The sequence below is a fragment of the Puia sp. genome, from assembly GCF_036500295.1.
Lineage (GTDB): Bacteria > Bacteroidota > Bacteroidia > Chitinophagales > Chitinophagaceae > Puia.
The window spans coordinates 91755-110074 of record NZ_DASYCH010000062.1 but is presented as its reverse complement, the minus strand read 5'-3'; the positions used below and the strand labels follow the sequence as shown (position 1 = coordinate 110074).

Here is an 18320-nt window from a genome sequence, read left to right as displayed (position 1 = left end):
GGCTGTCCTGCCGGGTAAGATAGGCAATTCAGTAAAAAAATGCCTGGAATTCGCGGGAAAAATTCCCGGATAGAGAAAAAATTAGCAAGGATTTTGCTTATACAATATGGGCGGAAAATGCGCTATTGGAAATTTAGCGCATTCCCGCAAATTATTAATGTCTGCCTTTCGGCAACGGACCTCCGGTCCGTTTTGGTGTACCTAAAATCTCTATAACTATGAAGCGACTTCTTTCCCTAATGCTGTTCATGGCCCTGGTGTCCGTAACAATGGGACAATTAAAGGCCAAGGTTCAATGCCCCGACTTTTATGTAGATGTCCTCGACGGAACCGTCAATGGGCTTAAGCCGTCGAACACCCAGAATGAGATCAAGGAAAAATTTCCTTGCTTCACCAGCGCCGAGGAAGAATCCGCGGAAGCCAAATGCGGCGGCGGCGTCTTCTTTAAGACCAAGGATATCTTCTTTTACACCAAGAGGAAATATGTCGAGGTAGGTCCGAAGTTCATTGGCAAGATCAGCTTGCCCGTGCTGGGCACCAAAAGAGGTTCGATGTTTACAAAGCTGGGTAACCCCAAGATCAAGGACGATCTCTGGGAGGCTTACCAGATGCAGTACGGCACGCTCGTTCTGCACTTCGACGTGGCCGGCCCCAACGGGAAGGTGAAATACTTCCAGTTCAGCACACTCGGAACCGACGGACTTAATCTTTGTGAGTAGGCTCGTGCAAAAGCCGCGAGTGCTTACGTCCGCACTCGAGCCGCGGGAAGCAGCCCTATTTTTTCATCTTCTCAGTTACTAACGGGAAGGCCAGGCGGAACCAGCTGGTGAAATGATCCGGCCGGGTCTCCAGGCCTTCCTTTATTTTGTCCAGCGACTGATAACAATAGTCGCTCACCTCCGATGCATTGGGATGAATATCCTTCTCATAATGTCCGACAAACACGTGATCGAACTCGAATTCGGTCAACCCGTTGTCAAACTCCGAACGATAGGTGAAATCAAAGAGTTTTTCCAATCCCGTGGTGAATCCCATCTCCTCCGCCAGCCGGCGGCTGGCCGCAGCCAGCGTGTCCTCCCCGGGCCGGGGATGACTGCAACAGGCATTCGTCCACAGACCCGGCGAATGGTATTTGGTCAGCGCCCGCCGCTGTAACAGCATCTCCCCCTTGGAATTGAATATGAAAACGCTGAAAGCCCTATGCAAAAGGGCTTTCCGGTGAGCTTCCATTTTCTCCATAGTTCCCAGCGGCGTATCTTCCTCATTTACCAGGATCACTTCTTCACTTTGCATAAAATCAGATTAGATTACTTTAACTCCTGACGGACGAGCAAAAGTAACCAATTCCACGGCTGATAATACTGCAGCTTAGAATCGCTCGATCTGATTTTTCAAAAGCTTGCGGGCAAAATGGATGCGGCTCTTGATGGTACCCAGGGGCTCCTGTAGCATCTCGGCTATCTCGTGGTACTTGAAACCATCGAAGTAAAGCAGAAAGGGGTTACGGAATATCTCGGGCAGCTTGTGAATGGCCACCTGGATGTCCTTGACCCGGAGATTGCTTTCGACAGTACCTGCCACCGCCATTTGGGCGGAGTTGAGCAGAAACTCGTTTGGCGTGCTGTCAAAGATGGTATTTTGTTTGGCTTTACGGCGGTAATTGTTGATGAAGATATTCCGCATGATCGTGTAAAGCCATGCCTTGATATTAGTGCCTACGTTGTATTTATCCTTATTTGCTAAGGCTCTGAACAAGGTTTCCTGGAAAAGGTCTTTTGCTGCTTCAGAATCACGGGTAAGCGTGATAGCGAACGGCTTTAAGAACTCTGCATTGTTAACCAAAAGCTGGTTGAATTCTACTGTAGCCATGATTTGAAATTGTTTAATGATCTTCTATTCAAAATTAAACACAAAAGGACAGCGATGTTGGATTAAATGACCTATGGTGATGTTAAAAAACCATAGTCTGATAATCAGGTCGTTGTGCTTTTGGGTCGGTTGATTCGTGTGCCATGCTATTATTCTTTCGTTTTTATATGCAAAAAAGGGGCCTGTATGCCGGAGATGTCAGAAAGACAGCGAAAAATACAAGAGAATTGGCAGTCTCGGCACGAAATGTGGCAGACGGCAACCGTTAGCAGCGGTAAACTCACCGAATCCAGCGTAAACTTCATCAAACCCGGGCCGGGCTTCGTCAAAACCGGCACGCGGATCAGCGAAATATCGTCAGATGGTCACGACAAACTCCTGCACTTCGGCGATGCTGCGGCGGAAGCTAACACCCGCAGGCACCTTTCGCAAATGCGTCCGCGCCAGCTCGCCGGAGAGGACAAGTGGCGTGGCGACCTGCCGGGTCAGCTGGGTCAAAAACTTATCCAGCTGGAAGCCCCCGGCAATGCCGGTCAGATGAGTATAAAGATAGTCGGGCTGTTTGGCCTTGCAGACGAATTCCACATCCTTTAAGGGGACATTCGCGCCAAGATATAAAACCCTGACACCATGTGTCTTAAGAAGATAGCAGACATAGAGCAGACCCAGCTCGTGAAACTCTCCCTCGGGCAGGAAAAGCAGCACCTGCTTCCCGCTGCGCCGGTGTGCCAGGGTCCCCTCGATGCCGACGATCAGCTTTTGCCGGATGATCTGGGTGACGAGGTGTTCCTGCGCGGGATGGACTTGATTGGTCAGCCAGAGAATGCCGATCCGCTGGAGAAAAGGAAAGAGGATCTGGCCGATCGTCTTATCGATCCCCTTCGCGCGGATAAACCCATCGAGGACCCGTTCGAATTCCTCGATGTCGAGATCGATCATGTGTGTGATGAGTTCGTTGACCAGCCGCTCCTGCAGCGCCTCGCGATCCGTCAGGGCGATGATCTTGCTCCGCAGTTCTTGCGCAGTCATCCGGCTGATGTGCGAGATCTTGTACCCATGCTTGCTCAGCAGGGAAATGTTTAGCACGGTCTTTAATTCCTGATTGCAGTAATACCGGATGTTGGTCTCTGTCCGGCAGGGTTTCAGGAAATCATATCGCTGCTCCCATACCCGGATGGTGTGGGCCTTGATCCCCGAAAGATTCTCCAAGTCCTTTATCGTGAAGACGTTCATCGCCTATTCTATACAACGATAGGCGATTTTTGTTTAAGAAACGGGCCCTTAAACCTCAACCGGGGGGAGCGAGCGAATTCTTTTGCGGCGGGGAAGTTGCCCTGGGGTGGGAGCCGAAAAATTTGGGTGAGCGCGCAAAATCCTTTTAGCAAATTGGGGGGATGGGCCGCTGCTGGTGGCGCTAATCAGGGGAGAGAATGGGCATGCGGGGGCGAATCGCAGGCAGGAGGAAAATGGAGGCGGCGGGCGGCGAGGTGCGGGCAGGTGGGAAGCGGGGCGCTCCAGCAAGCCGGACGGCGCGCTAAAGCCCGGGATTGAGGATCTTGCCGGTATCCAGCAAAGCGGCTACCTTTTGCTCGATCCGGGCAGAATGGAGCCCTTCCAGATGCTGCGCACGATGCAGATCGGTGCCGAGAAGATCGACATAGCCTTTTTTGACGAGGTAATCCGCGAGCTGCAGCGCTTCTTTGCCATAATGGCCGCGGAAGGAGAGAAGGTTCAACTGGAAAAGACAGCCCGCATCCCGTAACTGGTCGTACCAGCCTTTGTTGGCGCCGAAGTAGAGATAGCGCTCGGGATGGGCCAGCACCGGCTGGTAACCCTTGAGCTGCAGTTGGAAAAGGATATCCTTGATGTTCATCGCCGGAACGACGAAAGAAAACTCCACCAGAATGAGATTATCCTTTAACGTGAGAAAGGATTCACCGTTGGAAAGGGCACGCGAAAAACCGTCGTCGAGCAGGTATTCGGCGGCAGCATGGAATTCCACCGCGACGCCCTGCTTTTTCAATTCGGCCACCACGGCCGCCTGCCCTTCCCGGATGATCGCGGGGGTATTGGGAAACCCATCCGCATTGATATGCGGCGTAGTGATGATCTTCTTATAGCCAAGCGCCACCAGTCCCCGGATCAGCCCGATCGACTGGTCCATATCCTGCGCTCCGTCATCGATGCCGGGGATCAGATGGGAATGCATGTCGCAACGCAACCCCTCCAGTGCCGGACCTGACGACGCCGGCTTCCGCTTGAAAAAAGAGAACATGGGTCAATGTCTTTAATGTTCCTTGCGGTATTCCTCGTATACCCCTCTTATCCCTTCCTCGAGACCGATAGTGGCCTTCCAGCCAAGACCATGCAGCTTCGACACATCCATGATCTTTCTCGGCGTTCCATCCGGTTTATTCGTATCATACTTTATCTCGCCGCTAAAGCCTACGATCCGGCTGATCAGCGCAGCCAGCTCCCGGATCTCCAGGTCTTCACCCACTCCTACGTTGACGAGACCACCCTCGTTATAATGCTGCATGAGATAAAGACAGGCGTCGGCCACATCGTCGGCATGCAGGAACTCCCGTTTTGGGGTGCCCGTGCCCCAAAGGGTGACCGACGGCGCCTTATTCACCTTTGCCTCATGAAACCGGCGGATCAGGGCGGGCAGGACATGGGAGTTATTCAGATCGTAATTGTCGTTCGGCCCATACAGGTTGGTTGGCATCACCGAAATGAAGTTACAGCCATATTGTGCCCGGTAGGCGTCGCACATCTCGATGCCCGTGATCTTGGCGATCGCATAGGGTTCGTTGGTGGGTTCCAGCGGACCCGTCAACAGGTATTCTTCCTTCAGCGGCTGCGGCGCCATCTTGGGATAGATACAGGAGGAGCCCAGGAACATCAGCTTCCGGACGCCCGAACGCCATGCCGAATCGATCGTATTGGACTGGATCATGACATTATCGTACAGAAATTCGGCGCGATAGGTGTTATTGGCCATGATCCCGCCCACCTTGGCGGCCGCGAGGAAAACATAGTCCGGCCGTTCGGTTTCGAAGAAAGCCCTCACCGCCACCTGGTCTTTCAGGTCGAGCTCGGCGGAGGTACGGGTGATCAGGTTCTTAAATCCATCTTTTTGTAGTCTTCGGAGGATTGCCGATCCCACCATTCCCCGGTGGCCGGCGACATAAATCTTGTCTGTCGGTTGCATATTGTGTTATTCGTACTGATTCCTGACATAAAATCCCGAGTCTTTTAACACCCGTTCTTTGCGGAAAAGCTGGACATCCGCATCCACCATCTCCTTTACCAGCATGGGCAGCGTATAGACCGGTTTCCAACCCAGCTTTTGCTGTGCCTTCGTGGGGTCGCCGATCAGCAGATCGACCTCCGTAGGCCGGTAATACCGTGCATCCACCGCAATCACTTCCTTTCCAGGTTCCACCCGGAAATCCGGGTTGCTGCTTTTGACCACGACCCCCACTTCCTTTTCCGCTTTTCCTTTAAACTCAAGTTCCACGCCAATTTCTTCAAACGCCATCCGAACGAAGTCCCGGACCGGGGTGGTCACCCCCGTCGCGATGACATAATCCTCGGGGGTCGGCTGCTGCAGGATACGCCACATGGCTTCCACATAGTCCTTGGCATGACCCCAGTCCCGCCGGGCATCCAGGTTCCCCAGAAAGATCTTGTCCTGCAGGCCGAGGCCGATCTTGGCGACGCCCCGGGTGATCTTCCGGGTGACAAAGGTTTCACCGCGCAGGGGTGATTCGTGGTTGAACAGGATGCCATTGGTGGCATACATCTGGTAGGCTTCCCGGTAGTTCACCGTGATCCAGTAGGCGTATAACTTGGCCACAGCGTAAGGGCTGCGGGGATAGAACGGAGTTGTCTCGGATTGCGGCACGGCCTGCACCAGCCCGTAAAGCTCCGAGGTGGAGGCCTGGTAGACCCGGGTCTTTTTCGTCAGCCCCAGCAGCCGTACCGCCTCGAGGATGCGCAAGGTCCCGATACCATCCGCATTGGCCGTGTATTCGGGGGTCTCAAAGCTCACATGTACATGGCTCATCGCCGCCAGGTTGTAGATCTCATCCGGCTGCGTCTCCTGGATGATCCGGATCAGATTGGTCGAATCGGTCAGGTCGCCATAGTGAAGGTGCAGTTGTACATTGGACTCGTGTGGGTCCTGATAAAGGTGGTCGATCCTGTCGGTATTGAAAAGAGAGCTTCTCCTCTTGATACCATGAACGATATATCCTTTTTTCAACAACAGCTCGCATAAATACGCCCCGTCCTGTCCTGTAATGCCCGTGATCAATGCTACTTTCGACATAATGGTTTTACTTAACTATGAATTGATGGATTTTTCGCAGCGGTTTCAGATACAATGTAAAGAAATATGGCCGTAATCCGTTGAGCCGCCAGGCCATCCGGTCTTCCTTGTTGGCCCGGAGCCGGTTGAAGAGGGACGCATTGCTCATGCCTCCCGCCCGCATCTTCACGATCACCCGCGGAATATAATGCGCCGACATCCCCAGCTTCAGCAGGATACGCAGCATCAGCTCGTAATCGGCCGCCGACCGCAGCTCAAGATTGAAAAGTCCCGCCTGCTGATAAACCTCCTTGCGAACGAAAAACGTCGGATGCGGCGGCATCCACCCGTAATAAAAGTTCTTTCGCTTGAAACGACCCGTCTTCCAGGTCCGCTGAACGCGGGAAAGGTCGTCAGGGTAAACATATTGCAAGTCGGCATACACCGTCATCACGGCCGCATCGGAAAATGCCCCGCCGACCGCCGACAGCACTTTTTCATCGGTATAGATATCGTCGGAGTTGAGGATCCCGACGACCTCGCCCGTCGCCAGCCGGATGCCTTTGTTCATCGCGTCATAGATCCCCTTATCCTTTCCGCTGACCACTTTTGCCACATGGGGAAACCGCCGGACGATCTCCAGCGTGCTATCCGTCGATCCGCCATCCACGATGATATGCTCGATATCCGAATGATCCTGGCGGCTGATGCAGTCAAGGGTGTCGGCAACGGTCGCCGCGCTGTTATACGTTGCCGTAATGATCGAGATCTTCATCGGAGTAATACAATGGTTAAGGTTGCCGCGGCAAGCAACAAGGCCAGCCAGGCCACCCATGATCCAACGTCGCTCCGGCCGCCAGAAGCGACAGCCGGCGCCGTCAGCACCGGCATCGTCCCCGCGCCATTTCCACCACGGGCGGCTACCGCCACCGCCGTTCCATTCGCATGTGCAATGGAAAGCGTAAAGCCCGGATACAGCGGCTTACCCTCCGGGGAATGACCAATGCCCAGTTGATTATACGGCTTTTCACGCATCGATCCATCCGCCTTGACCAACGCCTCTTTCGCCGCAAAAAGCCCGGCAAAGGATGAATAGGGGTCCGCCTGCAGGATACAGTAGGCGATCTCCCGCGGGGTGAAATTCATCTTATAAAATTCCTCGCTCCTAAAATCTGCCGCCCGCGGCATCGAATCTATCGATTCGATGTCGATACCCATCGCGATGGGTTCGACGCCGCCGGCTTGCGCCGTCGGCGCGGGCGCCTCAACAATGTCGACCGGCGCCGCTACTTCCTTTGGCGCGCCGAACAAATCGCCAAAAACCCTCACCGACGCATAATCCTTCACCACAAACCCCTCTTCCGCCAGCCGCGCATACATCCGGTGCAGCATGATCGAACTCTTCACCGCCCGCCGGTCGACAGGGGTCGCCGCCCCGATCTGCTCCGCAGGAACGCGGATGAATGCCGACACTATTTCCTTTAGCTTTCCTTCCATACTAAAAACCCTTTAGACAGCTCTGACAAACATAGCCCTCTTTCCCTTCCGGCGTGATACATCGTACAAAACCCGTTCCACCCAGATCTTCCTTCAATGTTTTATAACATTTAAAACAGCTGATATCGGTATAAAATCCCCCGGCATCGCCCCTATACGACTCTATCCGTTCCTTTAACTCCCGGAGAAACCCGGCGACATATTTGCCCTCGGTTACCCGGTGGTCAAAGCTCAGGCTAAACGTACAGCGTTGTAGTTTCTCGTCGATCGCCGATACACCGAGGATGGCGCTGTTCATTTTATTGATCAGCGGCCGGAAGAAAGCAACGCCTTCGGCAGACAGGTCGGTGATGGTAAACGTGATATCGGTCAGCTGCTCCACGGTCAGGGTATCATCGAGATAAGCCCCCGAGAGCCGCAGGATATCCGCCTCGATGTCGCGAAGGCTTTTTCCACCGGCCCCCTCGAGTTTCAATACTTTCAATCCCTTGTCGATATCGATCGCAAACCCGGGATTCACTTCTTTATATACCGCCACGGCATCCCCCGTGAAATAAGCATTCAGCAACGGGTAGCCGGCCAGCATCCGTGCCGTTTCATAAACGATCACCGGCAACAGCGAGTCCTTCAGATAGCCAAGCCCCTTGTTGAGTTGCGGGAAGATGCCCTCCATCTCGATATGGGTGTTCAGCGTGCTGGTGAGACCCGTCGACTGGATATCGCTGAGATATTCTATTTCGCGCCTCTTGGCGGACTGCAGTTTCTGCACAATGGCTTTGGACGGGTCGACGGGCGCCACGGCTTTCAAGGACGTAGCCGTTCCTGCCGCCGTCAGCGCTGCCGCAGTCGGGGTTGCCGCAGTCGGCGCGGCCATCCTCGCACCCGGCGCCGCAACGGGGTTGAGATATTGCTGTACATCCGCCCCGGTAACAAGATCGCGGCCGGCGAATGTCTCCCGGGCGAGGCCCGCGGCCTCGATCAATCGCTCCGCCTCGTAAGAGAAAAGGGTCTCCCCGCCCCAATGCGCGGGCGTCGCGGCAGCCCGACGGGATTGAACCGGCGGAGTCATAGCGCTGGGCGCATACTGCTGGCCATTTATAGCGGGTGCAACGACGGGCTTTGCCACACGCGGACGCCCCGGCACGGGCGCCGACGCCTCGGACACTTCGCTGTAAAGCCGCGCGATCACCTCATTCACCGCATAATCCCGTTCGGCCTCGCAGCAATACTGGATATACCCATCCACGGGCGCTTCCACATCATAGCTGGTCTTCGAGGTCTCCAGCACCAGGATCACCTCGCCTTTCTTTACGGCAGCCCCGGCAACGCACGGCAGCTCCACGACGGTCAGCGTGGTATCGTTCACCGCGAGCAGCGGCACCAATATTTCCTGTAGTAAGGCCATTAGCTGAAAGATGTTTTTATCTCTGCCAATATCCTGCGCTTATCGGGCAGGACACTATTTTCCAATGATTTGACCGACGGGATGGGAACGGGATACGCCGTGACCCGCCGCGCCGTAAATCCACCGTGGGTCATCTCCATCACCGCGGCGATCAGTTCGCTGCCGATCCCGGCAAAACCCGACCCCTCTTCCACCACCAACAGCCGGCCTGAATCGGTCACCGACCCGGCCACCAGGTCCACCGGCAGATGCGAGATCAGTGAGGGAACGATCAGTTCCGGTTTGTGGTCGGTCGTCAGAAAGATGTCTTCCAGCATGCCCGCCACCATCTCCGCCATGCCGCCATAGGCGACGATGGTCAGGGTCGGCGCCGACACCGCCGGCCGGATGCGCACCACCGGGTACGCATCGTTATTCCGTTCGTAGACAAAATTCGGGTATTGCTGTTGGGCTATCTTCTTTCCATAATCCGTCTTGTTCTCGATCACGATGACCGGATGCGTTTCGACGCTGATCGACCGGTAGAGGACCGCCGGATCAAAAAAGGTGTTCAACGCCACGGTGCGGACATTGTCGATCCCCACCAGGAATTTATCCAGCGTCTGAGAGTGCGTCGGGCCATACCCCCGTCTTCCCCCCATCGGCGTCCGGATGACGACGGGACAAGTGACCTTCTTGTTGAACATATGATGAAACTTCGAGGCATGGTTGACGATCTGGTCAAAGGCCAGGGTCATAAAATCCCCGAACATGATCTCCATATAAGGTTTGAAGCCGTTAAGCGCAAGGCCGTTGGATATCCCGGTTATCGCCGATTCGGATATCGGGGTCGAGAAGACCCTTTCGGGCCGGAGAAAGGACAGTTCTTTTGTCACCTTGAAGGCGCCGCCATAGGGTGAGAGGATATCCTCGCCAAGGAACACCGCCCGGTCGTCAGCGACGATCGCATCGCGAAAAAAGGCGTTCAGCAATTCCACCTGCCGCTTGTTGATCGCTTCCAGCGGTGTCCATTCTTCCCCGGTCACCGTCGGCTGGTGCTGGTAATAGTCTTCCGCCGCAAGATCTCCCTCCTGCAGGATCTCCTCCACCAGGGTATTGATCTCCACATCCAGTGCGTCGTTGTACATCTGGAAATAGGCGGGGGATTCCCCCTGGAACACCTGCAGAAAATCCTTCTCCCGGTGGGCTTCCACCTCGGCGGGATCACGGTCGTCATCGCCCTTGCTATGCGCATTCAGCCGGTAGGTCTCCACCAGGAAAAAGCCGGGCCGCGAGGTCTCGCGCACATAGTCGATCGCTTCCTGCGCCCGGATCATCAGATCCTCCGGCGCCCAGGTATTCCCGCGGTCGGTACGGATGCCGAAAGCAGCCGCCCTTGCCAGGATATCCCCGGCCAGATTGATATGCTGTGGGGTCGATTGAGCATAGAAATTGTTCTCGCAGACGATCAGCAGGGGAATCTCCCATTTGCTGATGATATTCATCGTCTCATAGATCGTACCCTCGCCGAGGGTCCCGTCGCCGATAAAGACGACCCCCACCGCACCGGTGCCCTTCAGCTTATTACCAAGGGCAAAACCCGCGGATACGGGGACGATACCACCCTGGATCCCATTGGAGAAAAAGTTATTATGACAAAGGTGCTGACTGCTTCCGATGCCTCCGCAGGTGCCGCTGCGCTTTCCCAGCAATTCGGCCAGCAGCCCCCGGGTATCCCCCGTAAAGGCGATATAATGGCCATGACACCGGTGGTTGGAAAAGATAAAGTCCTTTTTCTTCAGCTGCCCCGCAAAGGCAAGGGCGGAGAACTCCTGCCCCACGCAAGTATGCACGGTGCCATTGAGCTTTCCCTGGGAGAACAATTCCAGGAATTTCTCTTCCACCTTCCGGATGCGCAATGCCTCGCGGATGATCCGATGATTGATGGCGATTCGATTATTTAGCATGCCGGTCCTTTAAACGAAGAAAGTACGATTCAAGGTACTTATAAGACAAAGATGAGACTAAAACGGTTCCCGCAAGCAAAAATACGAGGTACGTGGGGGCCAGTTTTGCGATTCCGAACCGGCTGACCAGCCGGAATTTGATACAGGTAAAGCGTATAAAATAGTCTACCAGCATATGGTACATATACAATCCGTAGGATATGGTCCCAAGATAAACAAAAGGTTGTTTTTCCAGGTTGATCGCCGGATTTTCCAGCATGGAGGAATTGAGGATCAACAGTCCGTACAACGCGGACATCCCGATATGCAGGAAAGGGTTTTCGTTTACGGGTTGCCCGGGAATGCCGGTAAGGAAATACCACACGATGATCCCAAATACAAGCCATTGCATCCAGGGTAAGGCCCAAAGTGACCGGCGATATGCCGGTGCCTTCGCAAAAAGGATCCACCCGAAAAGGCCGCCCATCGCCATCGCATAGAATTTCTGGAACAGAAAAAAGCTCCGCAAATAATCCGGGAAGGCAAAAATGCGGTAGTAGACGATGACATACCAGATGCAGGTCAGGGTCAGGAAGACGCCGATCAGCCGGATGATATTATTCCTGAACAGCTTTGCCAGCGGCGCCCAGAAAAGATAATATTGTTCCTCGACCCCGATCGACCAAAGCGGATGCAGAAGGGCCGTTGGGTACAACGCCGAAGCCAGGTTGGGCAGGAAGAAGATAAAAAGGAGTGCTCCCGTCATCAACGGAAATTCGAATAGCCGTTGCCCGGTAAATTTGGGCAGGAGGATCCCAAATCCCACAAAACCGATCAGCACCAACAGGAAGTACAACGGCCAGATGCGGAATACCCGGCGAATATAAAATTCCTTTATCGAGACCGTCGAAGTGCGGACGATCTCTTTTTGCAACAGGTAGGTGATCAGGAACCCGGACAGAGTAAAGAAGAATTCCACCGCCTCACCACCCCGTTGGAAAACGGCCCATTTCTCAAACCGGTAATCGCCCAGTTTATTCATCGAGATCTGCCAGTGCGAGATGATCACAAAAAAAGCGGCAAAGAATCGTAGGGTATTGAGCCCTTTCAGGTAAGTGCCTTTCATTTATACGGTTTAATAGTCTTCGGGGACTGGTACGAACCGGCGCGGATTGGCGCGAACCGGCGCGGATTGGCGCGAACCGGCGCGAACCGGCGCAAATTGCCGCGAATCGGCGCGGGGTCAGCTAACGATCCGGCGGAGTACGGGTATGGCGGGGTTTCCTTTATAAATGGTATAGGGTTCCAGATCGCTTTCGGCCACCGAATTGATCCCCAGGATACTATGCGTACCGCAACGGGCGCCGCCACCCACGACGGCCCGCGCGCCGATCCAGACGCCATCCTCCAGCACGATCGGCTGGGAAAGGAAATCGAAGGTCTCCCGGGCCGCATCATGACTGCCCGTCAGCAACAGACAACCCTGCGAAAGCGTCACATGGCTGCCGATGGTCACATCCGAAAGATTGTCGATCCAGACGTCTTCGCCGATCCACGTATGGTCGCCCACCTGTAACTTCCAGGGAAATTTGATATTCACGGACGGCTTGATGACCACCCCCACGCCTACCCGCGCGCCAAACGCCTTCAGCAAGGAGACCTTCAGCGAAGAGAGGACGTTGAAGGGGTTCGTAAAGAAGACGAGGTTGGTAAAATACCAGGTCACCTGCTTGAGCCGTGAAGCTCCGATGGCAATGGTGGTCCGGTAGGCCGCGTTGTTTACTTTCTTTTGTACCGTTGTGCTCATGTTTGTACCATTGTGGTCATGTTTGTACCGTTGTGGTCAGGCGAACAACTTGAGATATTGATCGTGAAGTTCCGGATTTTTGATAAACTTTTCAGCATGTTGCCAGGCGCCCCGGGCCCATTCGTCAAAACCCGCCTGATCCCAGTCCGCGGCGGCCGCCAGCGCCCGGGTAAAAGGCCCGGTCGTAGCCAGCGGCAGATCCCAGCCCGCCTTCCGGTCCGGCAACCCCAGCCAGGGCGTCTGATCGCTGATCAGCACAGGCCGGCCTGCAAGGAAGGCCTCGAAGATCGAATGACCGAAATTCTCCCCGGTGGTAGGCAGCGCAAAAAGATGATGTTGTTGCAGAATGGGCATCAACTCGTCATTCCGCTTCGGCCCCAGGTAACGCACCGTAGTATTGGCGGGCATCGCGGCCATCTTCCGTTCACATTCGCTCCAGTAGGCTTTCTCCTCAACGGGACCGATGATGGTGAGTTCCAGCGTTGCGTTCGTCACCTGTTCCATCGCGTTGAGCAGGAACAGCAGGTTCTTTATCGCTACGATCCGCGCGATAAAAATAATTTTCAGCGAACCCGGCTCCTTCGCGATGTTTCCAAAGGAGGGCTGCCGCATATTGGGCAGGTTGTCGGCGATAAGCACCCGGCTTCCGGGAAAGTGCTGGAGGATCGCGTCTTTTTCCCGCTTGTTGGTGGCATGGAATAGCACCCGTTTGTGCAGTTTCATCCGGCGGAAGAGGAACAGGAAGGGGGTCTTCTTCCAGCGTTTGACCGAAAGAGCGCTTTCATAAAGCGCGCCGCGGGGGCAAACGACGATCTCGCTCTTCAGCAGGCCCCGGAATTTCAGCCAAAGAGGGTAGACGACAAACAGGGGCGAGAACAGGTGGTTGAGATAAACATAGTCGGCCTGCACGGCGTCCATCTGCTCTTGCACCCTGGCCGCTGTCAGCGTTGCTTTCGGCAGGTAGTATACGTTGATATCCGGGTGCAGGTCGTTGGTCCAGCGCCCGGATTCGATCCCTTCATAAGGGCTGGTCTCGCCATGATCCGTATCGGTCGTCAGCACGTAGACGGAATAGTCCTCCTTCATGGCAAATACAAAGTTCACACAGGATTGTATCGGTCCGCCCGCCTTATATCCCGGTACAAACCAATCCACTAAAACAAGTATCTTCTTTTTCATCGGTTTCAAAAAGTTAAAAGGCATGCATTCGCTGCGTCCTTGCCGTCTAGGGCGCGAAGCTGACCCCCCGGTTCATCACGCCAAAGCTTACCCGCGAAAGATGGATGTTGCTGGCGCCGGCCGGTAGTTCAGTGAGCGGGACCGGTTGGCTCTCCCGCGTGGCGGCGGTCTCCATATCGAGGAACCGGCCGATATCGCCGACGTTCTGCAGGCGGTCGTTGATACAACTGATCAACCGGCACTCCGGATCATTGGCCCGGAAGCATTGGGCATTGAGTCCCAGAAAGGCCGCCTTGTAGGTCGCTCCCTTTTCCAGGAACGCCAGGACATTCATTTTATGATAGAAATGGATATTCCAGACAAGCAGGTTCAGCCCGGGGTTGTCGCTGCGGGGCAACAGCGCCCCCTGAAGATACATATTCATCAGGCTGACGGAGCCCCGGAATTTCCCGATATTCACCGTCGTCGTACTGTCCTGCTTATAGGGTGCGATCATCGCCCCATCAATGGTGACCGATCCCCAACCGCTGAGGTCCAGCGGCGTCTTGTCGGCGCCTTCCCACCAACAATCCTTCGCGACAAACCGGCCATTGTTCTCTACCCAAAGATGCGCAAACTGCCCGCCATAGCAACAGACCCGGGACGTCCCGCGGCCCTGCCGGACAAGATTGCCGCCCGAGATATAATTGCCCGCGCTAAAGAACGAGTTGTCCTTCTCGACATACAGATGGTTGAGATCCCCTACATACAGCGAGGTATCGGCAGCGGGGGAATACAGTTGATCGATATGCACCTGGGCCTGCGGCTGATCGACATTTTTAAACAGGATTCCGGCCCATTCGCCCTTTAAACCCGCATCCCCGAAATGGATATCCCGGATGCTGATAAAGCTGGGCCCTTCCACCACCAGCAGCGGAACCCGGTGAAAAGCGGCGATATCCGCCGGCCGGATCACCGTGTTGTAGACCCAGCCGTCGCCGATCAATTGCATATCGCAACCAGCCGGGATCGTCAGCGGCCGGGTGATATAATAGGTGCCCATCCGAAAATGGACGACCGGCCGGTGGCCCTTCAGCGCCGCTGCCGAATCCAGCGCCGCCTGGATGATCATACTGCCGGCGCCGGCCGGGATCTCAAAGACCCTTCGCTCCACCCTTGGCGGGGTCCGGTCCATCCGTGTAAGAAAACCGGCCGTGTCGACCCGCCAGTTGCGGTCGACCCGATCGGCAAAGCTGTATAGTTTATGCGGGTCCCGGTCGAGTTTGACGGCATCCGCATACGCATAGCTGTTATGCAGTGAAAGCGCCTCATAGGTGCAGTCGTACCAGCTCCGGTTATAGACGCTGAGATTCGAGTCGCTGCCGGTGTTGGCCGTAATGGCATTCCCCAGCAGGGTCAGTTTCCCGAGATGGTTATGCCGGATGGGGACATGGACGGGGTTGACGATCGTATCATCCTGAAAAATTCGCTTGAAGGGATTGGAGCTGCCGCCTTCATCGGAGGAGCAGTCATTGGCGTTGACGGATAAACAACCCCGCAGTGAATTATAGTACCCATTGTTGTTGTGGACATCGCTGACCGCCGAGCCCGAGAAATAACATCCGTAAAGATGATAGTTGCCATAGGCACAGTCAACGCCCTTGCCGCATTGCAGGAAACGGCTGTCCCAGATCCAGTAGTCCAGGGCGTTGAACCCGATGATCCCGATGCCGGTCGCGCAATGGTCGAAGCGGCAGCGGCGGATGGTGATCTCCGAATCATTGTTGCCTGTTCCGGTTTGCGGCGTCGTACCGCCGCTGATCCCCAAACGGAAACCTCCGATGAACCAGTTGTCGGACAGTTCGATATTAAGTGCGGCAAAGCTCTGGCTTTGGGCGTCATTCCATTGATGCCGCCAGTGGATGCCGAGGCCTTCGATCCCTTTCCTGCCATTGGCATCCCAGGTAAACCGGCTCACCCGGAAATACGCGGAACCATCGGCGAGGAACATGCTCCCGCTGTCCTTTCCCGTCCATTTGATGATGGTCCTTGCCGGGTCTTCGCCGAGGATGCTGACGCCGATCTTCCCGCGCAAGCGCAGCGGCGCCGAGATACAATAGACGCCGGCCGGCAGATAGACTACTGTATAGGCGCCGGCGCCCATGCCGAAACTCTTGGGCGGTACGCTGAGCAGGTCGATGGCGGTTTGCAGGGCGTGGGTGTCGTCATCTTTTCCGTTGCCCTTGGCGCCAAATCCGTGGCGGACATTGGCCCAGCCTTTCAGCGGGCCGATGAATTCTTCGCGCCCCTGAGCCGCGGAACCCTGCGCAAGGCTCTCCTGCGCAAAGCCCCGAATCGACAACGCCAGCACAACCACCGCTATCCCGATATGCGCGAACCGCCGCCTCATTTTATTCCATTTTTTTCCAGCCAGTATTCCAACACCACGAAAAGCCAGATCTCTCCCCAGCGGATATTCTTATCGCCCGACAGAAACCGCCGCCAGCAAGCCGTGAGGGCATCGCCATTGATAAACGATCGCTGGGCCATATTGTTAATGTATACATCGCAAAACGCCCGCAATTCATTGCGCATCCAGACCTCCCACGGAAAAAGAAACCCTTGCTTCCGCCGGTGGACGATCTCATCGGGCAACAGCGGTTTCAGCGATTCTACAAGCAGGCTCTTCGGATACACCGGCTTCTTCCACCGATCCGGCACCGCCAGCACAAACTCCACCAGGTCCTGATCGAAGAACGGTTCGCGAACTTCCAACGACACCGCCATACTCATCTGATCCATATCTTTCAGCAGGGTATGCTGGGTATAGCCCATGTATTCGGCGGCCGATACCTGGCTCAGCAGCGGGAGGGCCTGTAGACCGGCTTTCCGCCGCGCCAGTTCTTTCTCCACCGTCGTCATCGGCCCGTCCCCGGCAAGCCGATGCCGCCCGGGCCCCGTGACAAGTCTGTCCTGCGCAAGCTCCGTGGACATCCGGTCCTGTGCAAGCGTGGTATATTCCCGGATCAGCGCAGGGGAAAGCAACTGACGGAAGATCGGATAGGAGTGATCGATCGACGGCGAGGGCAGCCGCAGCAGCTGTTTCATCCGGTCCTTCTTCCCGGGACCCGAACCGAGCGCAAGCCCCGCCAGCCCTTTTCTCAGCCCGCCGGGCAGCCAATACCAGGGCCGGGCTTTCTGCAACTGCAGATATTGATCAAAGAAGGGGTAGCCCGCAAACAGCTCGTCTCCACCCACCCCCGAAAGGGCCACGGTCATCCCACCCTTGCGGATCGCCTTCGACACGACATAACTGTTGACGCCATCCCCGCTCGGCGTATCCATGGCATTCAGCGCATTTTGCAGTTCATCCAGGAAGACCGTCGGCTTCAGCAGGATATTCGTATGGACGGTATTGAACTTTTTTGCGATCAGCTCCGCATAGGACGATTCGTCGTATTCTTTTTCCTCGAAGGCGACCGTAAAGGTGTTGGGCCGGGAACTGCCGGCTTCCGCCATCAGCCCCACCACGGCGCTGGAATCGATGCCGCCGGAGAGAAAGGCGCCCACCGGCACGTCGCTGACCAGCCTGCGGCTCACGGCCTGCAGTGTCAGCTCCCGGATCCTTCGCCGGATCGCGGGCTCATCGTTGGGATCGACATCCATTTTTGCGGCCGTAACATCCCAGTATCGCTGGGTCTTCGTCTGTCCCTGCCTGTTGATCCGCATCCAGCAGCCGGCTTCCAGCTGACGGATGCCTTTTACGGGAGACTCAGGAGCGCTGACGGACTGATAGCTGAAAAAATCGATCAGCGCCGCGGGGTCCAGAACCAGGGGGACCAGCCCCGAAGCGAGGATGCCCCTGATCTCGGAGGCGAACAGCAGCCGGTCGTTATCCTGATAAAAGTATAACGGTTTTACGCCAAGCCGGTCCCTGGCGATGAAGAGTTCCTTTTCCTGCCGGTCCCAGATGACGAAGGAATACATCCCCCGGAAGTACTGGATACAGTCCGCCCCCCATTTGGCATAGGCGGCGATCAGCACTTCGGTGTCGCCCGTGGTGCGGAAGGCATAGTCGCCGAGCCGGTCTTTCACCTCCTGGTAATTGTACATCTCGCCGTTGAAGACCATGGCATACCGGCCGCCGTTATCAAAGAAAGGCTGATTGGCCGCGGAGGACAGGTCAATGATAGAGAGCCGGCGATGACCTAATGCTACCGCGCCTTCGGTCCAAAACCCGTCGGCGTCGGGACCGCGATGCGCCAGCGAGTCCGTCATCTGATTGACGATACCCGGGTCCACCTGCCGGTCATGGAAATTCAAGATACCTGCGATACCGCACAT

At 55.6% G+C, this 18320-nt stretch carries 16 protein-coding genes; 1 reads left to right on the top strand and 15 read right to left on the bottom strand.

Annotation, left to right across the window (positions count from 1 at the left end; translation table 11 throughout):
* Nucleotides 1-218 precede the first annotated feature (218 nt).
* Nucleotides 219-719 (top strand): hypothetical protein, encoded by a 501-nt coding sequence (locus VGM48_RS12640; RefSeq protein WP_331579617.1) that lies wholly within the window; start codon nucleotides 219-221, stop codon nucleotides 717-719.
* A gap of 55 nt (nucleotides 720-774) precedes the next feature.
* Here VGM48_RS12640 and idi read toward each other — a convergent pair whose 3' ends face one another.
* The 15 genes from idi to asnB all read right to left on the bottom strand — a co-directional run bounded on the left by idi (nucleotide 775) and on the right by asnB (nucleotide 18320).
* Entirely contained in the window at nucleotides 775-1293 is a 519-nt protein-coding gene (gene idi, locus VGM48_RS12635; RefSeq protein ID WP_331579615.1) for an isopentenyl-diphosphate Delta-isomerase, read from the bottom strand.
* Nucleotides 1294-1368: 75 nt separating this feature from the next.
* Complete coding sequence (locus VGM48_RS12630) at nucleotides 1369-1869, bottom strand: RNA polymerase sigma factor (protein WP_331579613.1); 501 nt, start codon at nucleotides 1867-1869, stop codon at nucleotides 1369-1371.
* 357 nt (nucleotides 1870-2226) lie between these two features.
* A complete protein-coding gene (locus tag VGM48_RS12625; protein WP_331579611.1) occupies nucleotides 2227-3102 on the bottom strand; it encodes a MerR family transcriptional regulator in 876 nt (291 codons plus the stop codon).
* Nucleotides 3103-3403: 301 nt separating this feature from the next.
* Nucleotides 3404-4144, bottom strand: a complete 741-nt coding sequence (locus VGM48_RS12620) for a tyrosine-protein phosphatase (protein ID WP_331579609.1) — start codon at nucleotides 4142-4144, stop codon at nucleotides 3404-3406.
* A gap of 12 nt (nucleotides 4145-4156) precedes the next feature.
* On the bottom strand, nucleotides 4157-5083 hold the full coding sequence (fcl, locus tag VGM48_RS12615) for a GDP-L-fucose synthase (RefSeq protein WP_331579607.1): 927 nt from the start codon (nucleotides 5081-5083) through the stop codon (nucleotides 4157-4159).
* 6 nt (nucleotides 5084-5089) lie between these two features.
* A complete protein-coding gene (gene gmd, locus VGM48_RS12610; protein WP_331579605.1) occupies nucleotides 5090-6205 on the bottom strand; it encodes a GDP-mannose 4,6-dehydratase in 1116 nt (371 codons plus the stop codon).
* A gap of 7 nt (nucleotides 6206-6212) precedes the next feature.
* Entirely contained in the window at nucleotides 6213-6959 is a 747-nt protein-coding gene (locus tag VGM48_RS12605) for a glycosyltransferase family 2 protein (protein ID WP_331579603.1), read from the bottom strand.
* Complete coding sequence (locus VGM48_RS12600; RefSeq protein ID WP_331579601.1) at nucleotides 6956-7681, bottom strand: holo-ACP synthase; 726 nt, start codon at nucleotides 7679-7681, stop codon at nucleotides 6956-6958. Before VGM48_RS12600 ends, VGM48_RS12605 begins: the two co-directional genes overlap by 4 nt.
* Nucleotide 7682: 1 nt before the next feature.
* Complete coding sequence (locus VGM48_RS12595) at nucleotides 7683-9086, bottom strand: 2-oxo acid dehydrogenase subunit E2 (RefSeq protein WP_331579599.1); 1404 nt, start codon at nucleotides 9084-9086, stop codon at nucleotides 7683-7685.
* Nucleotides 9086-11032 carry a dehydrogenase E1 component subunit alpha/beta gene (locus VGM48_RS12590; protein ID WP_331579597.1) on the bottom strand — a complete coding sequence of 649 codons (1947 nt, stop codon included), beginning with the start codon at nucleotides 11030-11032 and terminating at the stop codon, nucleotides 9086-9088. Before VGM48_RS12590 ends, VGM48_RS12595 begins: the two co-directional genes overlap by 1 nt.
* On the bottom strand, nucleotides 11022-12137 hold the full coding sequence (locus VGM48_RS12585) for an acyltransferase (RefSeq protein ID WP_331579595.1): 1116 nt from the start codon (nucleotides 12135-12137) through the stop codon (nucleotides 11022-11024). The genes VGM48_RS12590 and VGM48_RS12585 overlap by 11 nt, the downstream gene beginning before the upstream one ends.
* A 117-nt stretch (nucleotides 12138-12254) precedes the next feature.
* Entirely contained in the window at nucleotides 12255-12818 is a 564-nt protein-coding gene (locus VGM48_RS12580; protein ID WP_331579593.1) for a WcaF family extracellular polysaccharide biosynthesis acetyltransferase, read from the bottom strand.
* A gap of 36 nt (nucleotides 12819-12854) precedes the next feature.
* Nucleotides 12855-13997, bottom strand: a complete 1143-nt coding sequence (locus tag VGM48_RS12575) for a glycosyltransferase family 4 protein (protein WP_331579591.1) — start codon at nucleotides 13995-13997, stop codon at nucleotides 12855-12857.
* A 46-nt stretch (nucleotides 13998-14043) separates the two neighbouring features.
* The gene (locus VGM48_RS12570) at nucleotides 14044-16386 is read right to left on the bottom strand and encodes a glycosyl hydrolase family 28-related protein (RefSeq protein WP_331579589.1); all 2343 of its coding nucleotides are present in this window, start codon (nucleotides 16384-16386) and stop codon (nucleotides 14044-14046) included.
* Nucleotides 16383-18320, bottom strand: a complete 1938-nt coding sequence (gene asnB, locus VGM48_RS12565; protein ID WP_331579587.1) for an asparagine synthase (glutamine-hydrolyzing) — start codon at nucleotides 18318-18320, stop codon at nucleotides 16383-16385. Before asnB ends, VGM48_RS12570 begins: the two co-directional genes overlap by 4 nt.

What these genes read in the sequence shown, in the direction of transcription:
- VGM48_RS12640 (WP_331579617.1), top strand. Translation starts at nt 219, where the DNA reads ATGAAGCGACTTCTTTCCCTAATGCTGTTCATGGCCCTGGTGTCCGTA.
- VGM48_RS12575 (WP_331579591.1), bottom strand. Translation starts at nt 13,997, where the DNA reads ATGAAAAAGAAGATACTTGTTTTAGTGGATTGGTTTGTACCGGGATAT.
- gmd (WP_331579605.1), bottom strand. Translation starts at nt 6,205, where the DNA reads ATGTCGAAAGTAGCATTGATCACGGGCATTACAGGACAGGACGGGGCG.
- VGM48_RS12570 (WP_331579589.1), bottom strand. Translation starts at nt 16,386, where the DNA reads ATGAGGCGGCGGTTCGCGCATATCGGGATAGCGGTGGTTGTGCTGGCG.
- VGM48_RS12580 (WP_331579593.1), bottom strand. Translation starts at nt 12,818, where the DNA reads ATGAGCACAACGGTACAAAAGAAAGTAAACAACGCGGCCTACCGGACC.
- VGM48_RS12600 (WP_331579601.1), bottom strand. Translation starts at nt 7,681, where the DNA reads ATGGAAGGAAAGCTAAAGGAAATAGTGTCGGCATTCATCCGCGTTCCT.
- VGM48_RS12595 (WP_331579599.1), bottom strand. Translation starts at nt 9,086, where the DNA reads ATGGCCTTACTACAGGAAATATTGGTGCCGCTGCTCGCGGTGAACGAT.
- VGM48_RS12585 (WP_331579595.1), bottom strand. Translation starts at nt 12,137, where the DNA reads ATGAAAGGCACTTACCTGAAAGGGCTCAATACCCTACGATTCTTTGCC.
- VGM48_RS12630 (WP_331579613.1), bottom strand. Translation starts at nt 1,869, where the DNA reads ATGGCTACAGTAGAATTCAACCAGCTTTTGGTTAACAATGCAGAGTTC.
- VGM48_RS12590 (WP_331579597.1), bottom strand. Translation starts at nt 11,032, where the DNA reads ATGCTAAATAATCGAATCGCCATCAATCATCGGATCATCCGCGAGGCA.
- VGM48_RS12605 (WP_331579603.1), bottom strand. Translation starts at nt 6,959, where the DNA reads ATGAAGATCTCGATCATTACGGCAACGTATAACAGCGCGGCGACCGTT.
- VGM48_RS12625 (WP_331579611.1), bottom strand. Translation starts at nt 3,102, where the DNA reads ATGAACGTCTTCACGATAAAGGACTTGGAGAATCTTTCGGGGATCAAG.
- idi (WP_331579615.1), bottom strand. Translation starts at nt 1,293, where the DNA reads ATGCAAAGTGAAGAAGTGATCCTGGTAAATGAGGAAGATACGCCGCTG.
- VGM48_RS12620 (WP_331579609.1), bottom strand. Translation starts at nt 4,144, where the DNA reads ATGTTCTCTTTTTTCAAGCGGAAGCCGGCGTCGTCAGGTCCGGCACTG.
- asnB (WP_331579587.1), bottom strand. Translation starts at nt 18,320, where the DNA reads ATGTGCGGTATCGCAGGTATCTTGAATTTCCATGACCGGCAGGTGGAC.
- fcl (WP_331579607.1), bottom strand. Translation starts at nt 5,083, where the DNA reads ATGCAACCGACAGACAAGATTTATGTCGCCGGCCACCGGGGAATGGTG.